This is a genomic window from Bacillus sp. FSL H8-0516 (assembly GCF_038635285.1).
GTDB lineage: Bacteria > Bacillota > Bacilli > Bacillales > Bacillaceae > Bacillus > Bacillus safensis.
This window is the reverse complement of the sequence record NZ_CP152051.1, coordinates 3,139,399-3,153,488: the sequence shown is the minus strand read 5'-3', so window position 1 is coordinate 3,153,488 and position 14,090 is coordinate 3,139,399. Positions and strand designations below refer to the sequence as shown.

Genomic DNA, 14,090 nt, shown 5'->3' with positions numbered 1-14,090 from the left:
GAGGTCTCACACGCTTTTTTTAATGCTGTTTGTATTGCTTGAAATGAACTGGGGGTTGAACAGGATGTGGCTTTGACTGAAGCCCGTAACTCTCTCTTACGATGTAAAGTGGTCGATCTTTTGCCTCGTCGTAGATTCGGCCGATGTATTCCCCAATCATTCCTAGCATAAAGAGGATGATGCCGCTAAAGAACAGCTGTATGACAATTAATGAACTCCATCCTGTAATGGTGCTGTTTGTAAAAAGCTTTAAGTAAAGTACAAGAAACATTGAAATGAATCCGATAGCGGAAAGGGCAATTCCTGCTATACTCGCTAGCTTCAAAGGTTTATAGGAAAAGGAAGTGATTCCATCCATCGAGAGCTTGAGCATCTTTTTGAGCGGGTATTTTGTTTCTCCTGCTAGACGTTCATCTCGAACGTACTCTACTGCAATTTGTTTGAAACCTACCCAGCTGACTAGGCCGCGAACAAATGGATTTTTTTCTCGTATTTTTCTCATTTCATGGCACACTCTACGATCCATTAACCTGAAGTCACCGGTGTCGATTGGGATATCTACTTCGGTGATTTGACGTAAAACGCGATAGAAAAGGGAAGCGGTTTGCTTTTTGAAAAAAGTTTCGCCTTTTCGTTTGGTGCGCACGGCGTATACGACTTCATAGCCTTCTTTCCATTTTGCGATCATCTCTAATATCAATTCAGGCGGATCTTGCAGGTCTGCATCTATCACGATGACCGCTTCTCCCTTTGCATAATCCATCCCAGCTGTAATGGCAATTTGGTGTCCGAAGTTACGTGAGAAATCAATGAGTCTTACCTTCGGATCGTTTTGGGAATACCCTTTAATTAGTTCAGCTGTTCGATCCATACTACCGTCATTGACGAAGAGAAGCTCGTATGCTTCTCCCGTCGAATCCATGACTGTTTTCAGTCGCTGATAGGATTCATGGATCACAAGTTCTTCATTATAGACTGGGACTACAATAGAATATCGTATGTTGTTTTCCATCAGTCATCCTTCCTCCCTTTTAATAGATGAATTAATCAACGGATAGTTCATAAAGAGTGCCGCTCTCCATTCCGCCCATTCTTCCATTTGACCGATCATTTTGTTCTGATTGTTGGCTGTCTGTTTGCTGGTTCGTTTTGGATGTAGAGCTGTTCTGCCATTTAGAAGCAGATACTTCTTTGCCATTTTTTTGAATCCAAGTGAGAATGTCAGAGCTGCCGCCTCTCATACCAGAAAGATAGAAGTACTTGATTTTGCCGTCTTTGACGAGCTGTTTGAATTCACTAAGCGTGAGAATGTTATCAGATCCACTAAATCCACCTAATGCCATAACAGCTTTTCCTGTTTTAATAATGTAAGGTGAAGCAGTGGTTGCATCTGTTGTTCCGAATAGGAATTCTTCTCCCGTATTGTTTTTCTCAAGATAGCTGATCAACTTTTCATTGACTTGTGAACTCATGCTGCCACTTGAAGTTGCAAGCTGAGGACCAGCCTCTGGAAGCATACTGTTTCCCCCATAAAGAAGAGGTGTGCTTGCCCAGTAAAGTGGTGCAATCAGCATGCCAAGGATGGCGATGAGAGACACGAATTGTTTTAGTTTTTCTTTTCCTTTTATCAAAAGCAGAGAAAGGATTGTTCCAACACCAATGATACCGACTGCAATGCTTAGTCCAAGACCGATCGTGCTTGTAAAAGTAGATAGGATAAAGATTTCAAATGCTGTTGTGACGAATATCGCAATTGGAAGCAGCCATTTTTTAAACCCAGTTCCTGTTTGGAACAATTGTGTCATAGAAACCCATCCGGCTCCTGCTAATACAGCAATTGGCGGTGCCAGCATGATCAAATAATAATGATGGAAAAATCCTGCTACACTGAAAAATGCAGCAACAGGTATAAGCCAAGCTAACCAAAATAGTGTTTCTTTTTGTTTTGTATTGAGACGTCTTCTTTCAAAGGCAGTCGAGAAGAAGATACCAATCGCACCGAAGATCGCAAATGGAAGCAGCCAGCTGATTTGATCGGACAGTTCAGATTGGAACAGACGTAACGGTCCCTTGGTTCCTGTACCAAACATGCCGGAGCCATTTCCCATTTTTCCGCCCCCGCCATTTGGCGGTCCATCACCATTACCGCCTGAAGGCATATCAGGTGGTGTTGTGCCGTTTGCATTGCTTGGTGGTCCTTGCATTGAAGGCTGTTCCTGACTGGATGATTGGTTTGAATTGTCTGAGTTGTTTTGATTTCCATGAGATGGCGGCTGAGGCATGGTGGATGAATCATTGTCATTTTGCTGATCACCCTGCTGTGAAGGCGGCTGTCCCTCACCCTGATTTGTGCCGCCTCCCCCGCCAGACTGTTGACCAGTCAACCGCTGAAGACCGTTGTAACCAAAGGCTAATTCTAGTGCTGAGTTCGATTGACTAGATCCCATATAAGGACGATTGTCTTTGGAAGTGAGATCAACCGCTATAGACCAAGAAACAGATACACCTAAAAGAACAATCATTGAAATCATCAGTGATAACAATTTTTTCTTCCATGTCGTTCGGTAGGCAATGATGTAAAAAAGAATGAGTGCTGGTACGATCATATAGGCTTGCAGCATTTTTGTATTAAAGCCGACGCCAATCATTGCAAACGAAGCAATCGCCCAAAGCACCTTTTGCTGTTTTACAGCCTTGAACATCATTCCTGTTGCTAGTAAAAGTATAAAGACAAGTAAGCTGTCAATATTATTTGTGCGGGATACAGCCACCGCAATAGGTGTACACGCCATGATAAGTGCCGCTAATCTCGCCGCTGCTTGACCAAAAGTTGGTTTGACAAGACGGTAGATTAGATAAACAGATCCAATGCCTGCTAAAGCTTGAGGCAAGATGACGCTCCATCCATGGAGACCAAAAATTTTGGCACTGATCGTTTGCAGCCAGAAGGTGAGCGGAGGTTTATCCACCGTGACATATCCTGCTGGATCAAATGAAGCAAAGAAGAAATTATGCCAGCTTTGCATCATACTTGTGACAGCCGCAGTATAATACGCATTCACCGTGTCATCTTCCCAAATATTATAAATGTTTAAAATGGCAGATAAGATCAATATGAAAAATAAATAAATATCAAATTTCTGAAAACGTCTGATCAAAAGCAAGTCACTCCTTTTTTTCACTTGAAAAAAGTGTAACAAGCAAATATGAATAAAATGTTAATAAAAAAAGACCTTTTTTTTATTTTTTAGAAATAAAAACAGCTCTTGGTGAAAAGAGCTGTTCAAGTTGTAGAAAATCCTATGGATGCTGAATTTATTGATAAAATAGTAATTCCAAATGATATTTTAAAATATGTGAGTAGTTATAGAGTAGGTGAGCTCTCATTGAACGAAGCATTGGGAAGTTGAATGATGGCTGTTGTACCAAAGCCAGGCTCAGATTGAATGTCGAATGTTCCATGATGTTTTTTGATGATTTGATAGACAATGGCTAGCCCAAGGCCAGAGCCGCCATCCTTTCTTGTTCGTGCTTTATTTACACGATAAAATCGCTCAGAAACATGTGGGAGATCTTCTTTTGGAATACCGCTGCCTTCGTCGGTCACTTTCAATTCAGCAACACCTTGGTGAACTTGTAAATCAATCGATATTGATTTTCCAGATGGTGTGTAATGAATGGCATTGTCCAGTAAATTACGTATCACTTGTTGGAGACGGTCGCTATCACCATAAACAATACAATCCTCTTCAAGCGTTCGTTTGAAAGTAATGCTTTTTTTGTCAGCGATGAATGCCATTTGATCAAGAACATCGTGGATCAGCTGTGCAAAAACGATTGGCTCCATCGTAAGTGGATAAGAGTCACCTTCTAACTGTGCAAGATCTAAAAGATCGTGCACTAGCCGGCTTAAACGTGTGGCCTCATCTTGAATGATTTGCATTCCTTTTTTTTGATCAATGATCCCTTCTTCAATTCCTTCTGCATAGCCTTTCATATAACTTAAAGGCGTTCTAAGTTCGTGAGAGACATTCGCAAGAAATTCCTTGCGGTGCTGTTCAACTTTTTCGAGGGTTGAAGACAGTTTATTAAAGGAGCGGCTAAGCTGGTTTAACTCATCTCCTTTTTTGGTTACGGCCATTCGTTTTGAGAAATCACCAGATTCCATTTCCATTGCAATTTCTTTCATTTTATTAATTGTCTGCACTACTTTATTGGAGCTCTTATATCCGATCACGAATATCAGGAGCAGAATCATTAAGATGGATATGCCAAGCGTCAATCTAATTTGGACAAAGGGTTCATATACATCTGATAAGGGCATGGAGAGGAAAATAGTTCCCGATAGATCATCATTGCTTGAGAAAACAGGGATGGCGATGCCAAGAATATCTTGGTGAAACTTTGGGTGTTCTCTAATTAACACGACGGTTTCACCTTGAAGGAGCTTTTGGCGTTCCTTGAACGTAATGAGATTATCATTTGTGTCCATATCAAAAGGAAGTCCACTTGAAAGCTCCATTGGATCATCTGTAAAAATAATGTTTGCCTGACTTGAGTCATTTGCCCATTTCATTCTGTCGGTAAAATACTTGTCTTTCCCATGTGTGTGATAGATTTCTGCCAGCTTCTTACCTTGCAAACTTAAGGAATCGATCTGTTTATCAATATATAAATGCTGGTATAAGTAAAAGGTAAGGGCAAGCGCTGAGGCTGCAACGATTCCGATCACTGCAAGGATTAAGAAGAGTACTTTCTTTTTAATCGATAATGGCTTCATTCTTCCTCCTCAAACTTATAGCCGACACCCCAAACGGTTTTAATATATCGTTCTGCTTCCTTTAATTTCAGTCGCAGCGTTTTAATATGTGTATCGACAGTTCTTAAAGAGCCGCTCGTTGAATGTGATTCCCACAATTTTTGATAAAGGTGTTCTCGTGAAAACACTTGTCCTTGGTTGAGCAAAAGAAATATGAGTAAATCAAATTCTCTTCTTGTTAAATTAACGGGCTGTTGATGGAGGTAAACTTGTCTGCCATCTTGATCAATCTCCATGTCACCAATCTGTATTCGGCTGCGCTTTAGCGAAAGACCTCTAATTCGTCTCAGAGTGGTTTCGATTCTTGCTGCAAGCTCACGCAGACTGAAAGGCTTCATGATGTAGTCATCCGCTCCAATTTCAAGTCCTCTAATTCGGTCCTCTTCATAACTCCTCGCTGTTAAAAATAAAATCGGTATTTGAGATGTTTGTCGAATACGCTGACAGACTTCAAATCCATCCATGTCAGGCATCATGATATCTAATACAACAAGATCAACAGATTCCTTTTCAAGCTGATGCAAGGCATCTTTTCCATTATTCGCAGTGATAATGTGAAAGCCATGTCTCTTTAAAAAAGACCCGATTAACTCAAGCATATCAAGCTCATCATCTACGATTAAAATACGCATTTGTTCCTTCATTTCTTTTCCTCCAACACGATAGCATAAGGTCCTGATGGGACATTCAGTTGATTTTTCATGATAAGTGAGTGTTTATCGATGATGGATACTGAGTTGTCATCCAAGTTACTCACATAAATTGATGTCGTATCAGCGGTGATATAATTCGGATTTTGACCAGTTTCAACAGAAGCAAGCTGTTTATTTGTTTTGGTATCTACTTTGTATAGCGTATGATCTCCATGACATAGTACATATAAAGTAGAAGAATTTTTCTCTGGAAAAAATGCAACAGGCATAACGCCTAGCTTTATTTCTCGCTGTTTTTTTCCAGTTTTAGGGTCATAAGCAAAAATACTCTTATTTAAGGTGCCTGGTTTACCGTGGCCGCCGATCCAAATAGACTGTCCATCAAAATGAATCCCAGAAGGCCGTTCAAGTACAGAAAACGTACGTATATTTTTTTCCTTTTCAATATCTATGACGGAGACAGTATGACTTTCTGCATTTAAAACAAATAAAATACCTGATGAAGAAAGAGTCATAGAAGAAGGTAATGTTCCAGTTTTCACAGTCGATTTTATTTTTTTGCGCTCCGTATCAATAAAATAAACGACATTTTTCTGTGAGTTGGCAGCGATTAATGTATGAGAAGCTGCATCATATGTAAGGGAAGTCAGTCCTTTATCCACATTCATATAATCTGTCGCTGTACCTTGTTTTAGATTAATTTCGATAAGGGATTCTCCCTCTTTACTTGTAGCGATGATGACGTCTTTATTGATTTGAATAAGATCAGTGAGTGGGTGTTTTAAATCCACAGAAGAGAGCATTTTATTTTTTTGTATATCAACTATTGAAAAGGAGGCTTTTTTTAATTGAGAGATGACAGCGATGGATTGAGAGCTGCCTGGCGGCGTAAATTGCTGTTCTTTTCCACAGCCTGTCAGGAATAAAAGTAGAGCTGATAAACAGATCAAAACATATTTCACACGTTCCATTCTTCCGCTCCTTTGCGTTCTCTATTTTCAAAATCATACCACAAAAATTGTGAAAAAAAATTGAAGTTATCCATGCTGAAAGAATGGAAAGAAGCTTTTAGGTAAGTGAGGGAGACCATTTGTACCTGAAGTTCCTTATTTGTCTGGACATATGCCATTTTTTCTTCTTTAAAAGATGATTTTCAGGATTTGATGGATGCACTCGCTATAGTTTACAGTGATACAAATGATGAAAACTCCCCGCTCTAACTAAACATAGAGCAAGGGAGTCATTAGGCGGAATGTTCAGATGATGGGGAGGTTGATTTGGTTTTTACACGTTGAGATAAAAGGAAACCAAGAATGCCTGCACCCATTAATACAATAAATAAAGATTGAAAACCACTCATGATCCCAATCAATGTAGACGAAATGATACTGCCAAAATATCGAAAGGTAGAGAAAATACCAGATGCTGAACCAGATAAGCTTTGATCAACAGACGTTAAAGAAGCCATCTGCATACTGGTCATTCCAATACCTGATGAAATTCCGCCTGCGACAAGTGTCACGATAAGCAGTGGTAAGGTAGGGAACTGACTGAGTGTGATTAACATGATGCCTGATAAAGTGAGACAGAGAAATGAAAAGCCAATCATTTTTTTCGCGCCTTTTTTCGGATGGAGTCTTGCCCCTAACAAGCCGCTAATAGACATGCAAAGAGAAAATACTGATAGAATAATACCGCTTTGTGTATGAGAAAGTGCAAGTTGTTGTTCCATAAACAGCGGCATAATTAGAAGAATGGCATACATCACAAAATTACTTAGCATGATCGACAGGTTTGCGTTTGTAAATGAACTGTTTTTAAAAAGCGACAAATCGATAATCGGATTCTTTACTTTTCGTACATGTTTAAAGAATAAAGGAATGACGATCAATGCTAGAATTCCATAGATCAAGTATTCATTTAGCAATTGGCTTTTAGTGCATAGAATGAGTGTGGCAATCCCGATGGTTAAGTATAGTGAACCAGTGATGTCTACATTTGCTTGTAAGCGTGTATGCTTTGTTTTTGGAATGAGTAATACGCCGGTAACAAGTGTAAGGAACAAGAATGGGATATTGACAAAGAATATAGAATGCCAATCAAAACTCTGAATAAGAATCGAACCAATAAAAGGTCCAAGTGCGGCACCAATACCGGCTCCAAACCCAAAATACCCCATTGTTTTAGACAGTTTTTCGGGGGATACTGTTGCACGAATTAATGCAATGCTATTCGGTGTTAAAATAGCACCGCCAGCTGCTTGAATGGAACGAAAAGTGATGAGAAAAGCTAGATTAGGAGCTAAAGCACATCCAATTGAGCCAATTAAAAAGAGCATGACCCCAATTAAATACATTCGCCTGTGTCCGTATATATCTCCTAACTTACCAGCGATAGGCTGAGTGACTGCCATGACAATAAGATAAATTGTGACAACCCAAGTGATGTTTGCAAGGGATTGATCATAATAAATTGATATGGATGATAGAGCGACAGCGATCATCGTTGAATTGACTGGAACTAGTATAGCTCCAAGTAACAAAGAATAGATGACGAAACTCTCTTTTTTTAACCTCAATGTGTATACCACCTTTTGTAAAAAAGAAGAATTCCACCCTTTAAGCGGGAGAAATTCCTCTCATGAAAATGTGTGTGCATGTTTCAATAAAATCTTCTTTTTGTGTGAGAACGAGTTGAAAATCTTGCTCTAGCTGCTGAATGAAAAATCCGAAATACGTACTAATGAAAATGTCTGCATAAATGTCTTCATTTCCTTTTAATACATGATGCTGGGCACCCATCTTTTTGAAATATTGTATGAGCATTTCTCTCAATTCTTGAGGATAAATCTTTTCGTGACTGGTTAAATCCTTATACATAGCCGGTTCTCGCATACTGATATAAATAAATTCTTTTTTGGAAGTCAAATCTTCAAGGAAATAGGTACCGAGAAACTTCAAATCGGTGTATAAATCGCCTTTGAATTCTGCTTCTAGGGTTTTTGTCGGTGTTGATTTCATTTTCATAATGGCAGCAATCACGCCGCGTTTGTTTTTAAAGTTGCGAAAAATAGTTGCTTCACTCACATTCGCTTTTGTCGCTATTTCTTTGGTTGTTGTTTTTTGATAGCCTTTTTCAGTTAATAAATCCATTGTTGCGCGAATGATTCGTTGATTTGTAGATTTTAACAAGCATACTCACCTCAGGTTATGAATGTGTTTGCAACAAAGTAAGTATACCGATAAAACCTATGACCGCCAATATCATCCAAAATGATAAGTTTATGCACGCGAATGCTGCTTTAAAATCTGAATGCGTCCATTGCTACCATCTACTGTCACAAGGTCACCGGATTGAAGTGTTTCAGTTGCTATTCTAGTACCTAAGACAGCTGGCATCATATACTCTCTTGCGATAATAGCTGAATGAGATAAAATGCCTCCAGCATCGGTGATGACTGCTTTCGCATCTCTAAATAAGCTCGTCCATAAAGGTGTGGTCGTTTTACAAACTAAAATATCATCCTTTTGAAATTGTGAGAATTCGTCAGCACATGTAATGACTTTTACTCTTCCAGAAACAATACCGCTGGATGCGCCAATTCCATGGATCACATCGTGTGTGTTGTTTTCATTTTCTCTTAATGAACCAAGCATTCTTTCTACTTGCTGCAGTTCCGCTTCAGTTGGTGTACCAATGTAAGCCGGTGGTTGAATATCTTCATTTTCCTTCATTTCTATCTTTCTTTGCTGGATAACCGAATCAAATGAGATAGACGTTGTGAGCGCTTTTTGTACCTCTTCATCGTAGAGATACCAAAGATCTTCCTGATGAGGAATAGATCCTTTTTGTACTAGAAGTTCACCAATTTTTAATAGATATATCCGGGCTTTTGCATCTAACATGGCATCAATATAGAAGTGGTGGTCATCTCGGATATTCGCTGCTTGAAGGGCAAATTGATACAGCGTCTCAAATTTCGTTTTAAACGATTCATCCTTCACTTGACTCATAAAATGTTTATATGTCTCTTGTCTTTTGATCACTGCCTTTGCAAATTCTTCATCAAAATCACATTGAGACTGGATGTTATTTCTGATGATATCTAATATAAACTCCGGGTTTTCTGCCCAAGTCTCATCTGTAAGGTCATGACTTTTAACAGATCGCCAGCCGTAAACTTGGAGAAAATCCTCCAATTTCGAAATGAAATGCCTTCCTTTTTCCGAGTGATTGAGTGCATGTAACAGCTCCGAGTTCTTTTCATGTTGAATAAATGCTTGATGAAGTTCTGGATCTTGAAGGACATCCTTTGCGATATCAGATAGCACCTTGTCTGTTTCAAGAGATTTGTTCATCACGCCTATCATCATTTCGTGCAGCAAGACGACTTGGGTTTGATCACCAGTATACGTTACAAGCATGTCTTCAATGATGGCTGATAGAATGACTTGTGGTATGACGATATCAAAATGATCATCATATGCTTGGATATAAAAATTCTTTAATTCTTCAAAACCAATGATGGCTTTTTCAATGGTTATAGGTTCATTCATTTGGCGATCGAGTTTTTCGTAAAATGGAAAGAAATTTTTCTCTAGAATCTCATACATCCGTTCACTTAAATGAGGAAATAACTCAAATATGCTTTCATCAAAAACGGGTGCAGCTCCTTCTTGCGCTTCTGGCAGATCCGGTGCTGAGTATAGGTGGCCTCTGTAAAGCTTAATATCTTTGATGTTCATATCAGGTACTTGATACTTTTCTCCATTTTTCTTCATCCCGCTTTTTAAGGCTGGTATGATCAGGCTTGAGAAAAGAGGGCTCGTTGGACCAGGCATATGATCATCCATTGAAATCCAGAAATCCTGCAGCTCTTCTGGCTTCATTTGAAAAGAAGCACCTGCTGTTTCATTTACTGCTTTTGGAAGAGCTGTAGTAATCGGCCTTGCTTGAAGTAGATAAAACGACCCATCTGCAATTCCAAATTCGATATCGACTCCATGTCCGTAAAGTTCTTCTACTTGTTTCGTGATTTGTGTGATTTCCTTCAATTGATCATCGTTCAGGCAAAACTGACCAGCCATTTCCTCCGATACTGGCTCCTCGATGACACCCTCTTGCAAAGGAACAATTTGTAGCTCTTTCGCCCCAAGTGTTTTTTCAATCGAAAAGTTCTCTTTATCTACAATAAACGTGTCTGGTGTCACAAGGCCGGAGACAATTGCTTCTCCCAATCCGTAGCTTGCGGTCAGCATCATTTCATTTGTTTTCCCCGATACGGGATTCTCACTAAAGATGACACCGGAGACGTCAGAATGGATCAATCCTTGAACGACAACGGCCATGAGCGGCATCTCTTCCTCATTTTCATTCATCTCTTCCTTATATTCTGTGACTCTCGCTGCAAAATAAGAAGACCAGCATTCTTTGACTGCCTGTAAAAACTCTTCATTTGTTTTGATATTTAAATAAGTCTCGTACTGTCCTGCAAATGAGGCGCCTTCGAGATCTTCAGCAACAGAAGAGGACCTGACTGCAACTGAGGGGTAAGTCTTCCGCAAGGATTGAAAGGACGAAAGCAGCTCTGCTTCCATTTGTAAAGGAAACGATGCTTCTTTGATTTTTTGAGAAAGGTTTTGTTCTGCTGGCTGCAGATTGTGATATGAAAGAAAGCTTGCAAAGCTGTTGGTTTTGATAATAAATCCATCTGGGACTGGCAGGCCGTGATTGTTTAATTTGATTAAATTCAGGCCTTTTGCCCCTGCGAGTGATGCGGATTCTTCAGCCGCATGAAATAAAACTGAATACATGGGAATGCCCCCTTATCCAAATAGCCAATGGTTTGTATGTCTCTATTTTTAAAATGATAGTGCGCACTATCATTTTAATCATAGGATTGATTGGATGTTATTGTCAAAGACGGAAAGACCTATCTTTACAAAGGGGACAATCTCACTAATTTCCTGCTATTTCTAAAACAAAAGTCTCCGAACATGGAGAAAAAAGGCGAAATTGAAAACTGTGAATTGTTCAATATGCCAATCTTTACTATAATCAAGGAAGTAGACCATGAAGAGGGAGGGTTTTTGTGATTACAAAAGCCATATTTGCACTAGTTTTTCCTTTCTTGCTCGTTATTTTATTTTCAAAGGTTACTTATAATCATTATGTGGGCATTGCGTTAACAGCAGCGCTTTTATTTGCTTCGTACATGAAAGGCTATACAGAAACCTACTTTATTGTGGGATTAGATATTATTTCTTTAGTAGCTGGGGCTTTGTTTATGGCTAAGAAAGAAATCGAAAAAAGAGAGAAAGCTGAAGAAAATCAATGATGTCATCGCCATCAAGAGCATGATGGCTGAAAATTGACATGTTTTAAACAAGAGCTGTGCTTACGAATTCTAGTAAGCGCAGCTTTCTTTTTCTGCTCATAGAATATCTCACTCCAAAATGTTCCATACTGAAAGGAAGGTTTTCTTAAGAGGGTTATTTGCCATGGGAGAGAGGGTATGACTGTATTGGAAATAAAAATCAAGTAAGAGCCGAACTTTAGTTCGTATTTTTGTGTTCTTTTATGATAATATATTCATTAGATAGATTTCGTATACGAAACGGAGGCTTTGATGTGAGTGACCGCTTTGAATTAGTTTCTAACTATCAGCCCCAAGGAGATCAGCCAAAGGCGATTGAAAAGCTTGTTGAGGGGATCCATCAGGGGAAACAGCATCAAACGCTGTTAGGTGCTACAGGTACGGGAAAGACCTTTACTGTCTCCAACCTGATCAAAAAAGTGAACAAACCGACACTTGTCATTGCGCATAATAAGACACTTGCCGGTCAGTTATACAGCGAATTTAAGGAATTTTTTCCGAATAACGCTGTTGAATATTTTGTGAGTTACTATGATTATTATCAGCCAGAGGCATATGTACCTCAGACCGATACATTTATTGAGAAGGATGCCAGCATCAATGATGAGATTGATAAGCTGAGACACTCGGCTACGTCCTCGTTATTTGAGAGAAGAGATGTCATCATCATTGCCAGTGTGTCCTGTATTTATGGCTTAGGTTCGCCAGAGGAATATAGAGAGCTTGTGCTGTCTTTGCGTACTGAAATGGAGATTGAACGCAATCAGCTTCTTCGTAAGCTGGTGGATATTCAGTATTCTCGTAATGATATAGATTTTCAGCGCGGAACCTTCCGAGTCAGAGGAGACGTTGTTGAGATTTTTCCCGCTTCACGAGATGAGCATTGTATCAGAGTGGAGTTTTTCGGTGATGAAATTGAACGTATTCGTGAAGTGGATGCGTTGACTGGAGAAATACTTGGTGATCGTGATCATGTGGCGATTTTCCCAGCATCTCACTTCGTCACAAGAGAAGAAAAAATGGAAAAAGCCATTATCAATATTGAACAAGAGCTAGAAGAACAGCTTGCAAAGCTTCGTGAAAATGGAAAATTGCTTGAAGCGCAGCGCCTTGAGCAGCGGACAAGATATGACCTTGAGATGATGAGAGAGATGGGCTTTTGTTCAGGAATTGAGAACTATTCAAGACATCTAACCTTGCGTCCGCCTGGTTCAACACCTTACACACTGCTTGATTATTTCCCAGATGATTTTATGATTGTTGTCGATGAGTCGCATGTGACGATTCCGCAAATCCGCGCCATGTACAACGGGGACCAAGCAAGAAAGCAAGTGTTGGTTGATCACGGATTCCGCCTGCCATCAGCACTTGATAACAGACCGCTCACCTTTGATGAGTTTGAAAAGCATATCAATCATATTGTGCATGTATCAGCAACGCCTGGTCCGTATGAGCTTGAGAAAACACCAGAGGTTGTGGAACAAATTATCCGTCCAACGGGATTACTTGATCCAATCATTGAAGTCCGTCCGATTGAAGGACAAATTGATGACTTAATTGGAGAAATTCATGCACGAGTTGAGAAAAATGAGCGTGTGCTCGTGACCACACTGACGAAGAAAATGTCTGAGGATCTCACAGATTACTTAAAAGAAATCGGTATCAAGGTGAATTACCTGCATTCAGAGATTAAGACCCTTGAGCGGATTGAAATTATCCGTGATCTGCGTCTCGGTAAATATGATGTGCTTGTTGGAATCAACCTTCTTCGTGAAGGACTGGATATTCCAGAAGTGTCGCTCGTGGCCATTTTAGATGCGGATAAAGAAGGCTTTTTGCGCTCTGAAAGATCCCTCATCCAGACGATAGGCCGTGCAGCGAGAAATGCAGAAGGCCGGGTCATTATGTATGCAGACAATATGACGAAATCGATGGACATTGCGATTCAAGAAACGAAGCGAAGACGAGAACAACAAGAAGCATACAACGAGAAATTCGGTATTACACCGCAAACGATCCATAAGAAAATTCGAGATGTCATTAAGGCAACAAAGATACATGAGGATTCAGAAGAATACGAAACAAAAGCAGCACCAAAACTTTCGAAAATGAGCAAAAAAGAACGAGAAAAAGTGATCGAAAAAGTCGAGATGGAAATGAAAGATGCAGCAAAAGCGCTTGATTTTGAAAAAGCAGCAGAATTAAGAGATCTATTGCTAGAGCTAAAAGCGGAAGGATGATT

Annotated in this window: 10 protein-coding genes; 2 read left to right on the top strand and 8 right to left on the bottom strand. The window is 39.7% G+C overall.

Translation table 11 applies throughout. From position 1 onward, the window contains the following. Window positions 1-19 precede the first annotated feature (19 nt). From MHB67_RS16080 to MHB67_RS16045, 8 genes are all read right to left on the bottom strand, one after another. A complete protein-coding gene (locus tag MHB67_RS16080; RefSeq protein ID WP_197202578.1) occupies window positions 20-1,012 on the bottom strand; it encodes a glycosyltransferase family 2 protein in 993 nt (330 codons plus the stop codon). Window positions 1,013-1,043: 31 nt separating this feature from the next. Continuing rightward, the gene (locus MHB67_RS16075) at window positions 1,044-3,158 is read right to left on the bottom strand and encodes a glycosyltransferase family 39 protein (RefSeq protein ID WP_342492636.1); all 2,115 of its coding nucleotides are present in this window, start codon (window positions 3,156-3,158) and stop codon (window positions 1,044-1,046) included. 206 nt (window positions 3,159-3,364) lie between these two features. Then, window positions 3,365-4,780 (bottom strand): HAMP domain-containing sensor histidine kinase, encoded by a 1,416-nt coding sequence (locus MHB67_RS16070; RefSeq protein WP_247721641.1) that lies wholly within the window; start codon window positions 4,778-4,780, stop codon window positions 3,365-3,367. Further along, window positions 4,777-5,463, bottom strand: a complete 687-nt coding sequence (locus MHB67_RS16065; RefSeq protein ID WP_247721640.1) for a response regulator transcription factor — start codon at window positions 5,461-5,463, stop codon at window positions 4,777-4,779. Before MHB67_RS16065 ends, MHB67_RS16070 begins: the two co-directional genes overlap by 4 nt. After that, the gene (locus MHB67_RS16060) at window positions 5,460-6,443 is read right to left on the bottom strand and encodes a YncE family protein (RefSeq protein WP_247721639.1); all 984 of its coding nucleotides are present in this window, start codon (window positions 6,441-6,443) and stop codon (window positions 5,460-5,462) included. The genes MHB67_RS16065 and MHB67_RS16060 overlap by 4 nt, the downstream gene beginning before the upstream one ends. A 272-nt stretch (window positions 6,444-6,715) precedes the next feature. Then, on the bottom strand, window positions 6,716-8,050 hold the full coding sequence (locus tag MHB67_RS16055; RefSeq protein ID WP_151039853.1) for an MFS transporter: 1,335 nt from the start codon (window positions 8,048-8,050) through the stop codon (window positions 6,716-6,718). A 40-nt stretch (window positions 8,051-8,090) separates the two neighbouring features. Next, complete coding sequence (locus tag MHB67_RS16050) at window positions 8,091-8,663, bottom strand: TetR/AcrR family transcriptional regulator (protein ID WP_151039854.1); 573 nt, start codon at window positions 8,661-8,663, stop codon at window positions 8,091-8,093. A 90-nt stretch (window positions 8,664-8,753) separates the two neighbouring features. Further along, complete coding sequence (locus tag MHB67_RS16045; RefSeq protein ID WP_247721638.1) at window positions 8,754-11,285, bottom strand: PEP/pyruvate-binding domain-containing protein; 2,532 nt, start codon at window positions 11,283-11,285, stop codon at window positions 8,754-8,756. Between the two features lie 278 nt (window positions 11,286-11,563). On the opposite strand from MHB67_RS16045, the gene MHB67_RS16040 reads away from it, so the two are divergent. Continuing rightward, on the top strand, window positions 11,564-11,809 hold the full coding sequence (locus MHB67_RS16040) for a CsbA family protein (protein ID WP_024426229.1): 246 nt from the start codon (window positions 11,564-11,566) through the stop codon (window positions 11,807-11,809). A gap of 293 nt (window positions 11,810-12,102) precedes the next feature. Next, a complete protein-coding gene (gene uvrB, locus MHB67_RS16035) occupies window positions 12,103-14,088 on the top strand; it encodes an excinuclease ABC subunit UvrB (protein ID WP_247721637.1) in 1,986 nt (661 codons plus the stop codon). Window positions 14,089-14,090: the final 2 nt, after the last annotated feature.

Excerpts from the sequence above, each read along its gene's own strand:
- MHB67_RS16080 (WP_197202578.1), bottom strand. The coding sequence starts at position 1,012 with ATGGAAAACAACATACGATATTCTATTGTAGTCCCAGTCTATAATGAA.
- MHB67_RS16070 (WP_247721641.1), bottom strand. The coding sequence starts at position 4,780 with ATGAAGCCATTATCGATTAAAAAGAAAGTACTCTTCTTAATCCTTGCA.
- MHB67_RS16060 (WP_247721639.1), bottom strand. The coding sequence starts at position 6,443 with ATGGAACGTGTGAAATATGTTTTGATCTGTTTATCAGCTCTACTTTTA.
- MHB67_RS16065 (WP_247721640.1), bottom strand. The coding sequence starts at position 5,463 with ATGAAGGAACAAATGCGTATTTTAATCGTAGATGATGAGCTTGATATG.
- MHB67_RS16045 (WP_247721638.1), bottom strand. The coding sequence starts at position 11,285 with ATGTATTCAGTTTTATTTCATGCGGCTGAAGAATCCGCATCACTCGCA.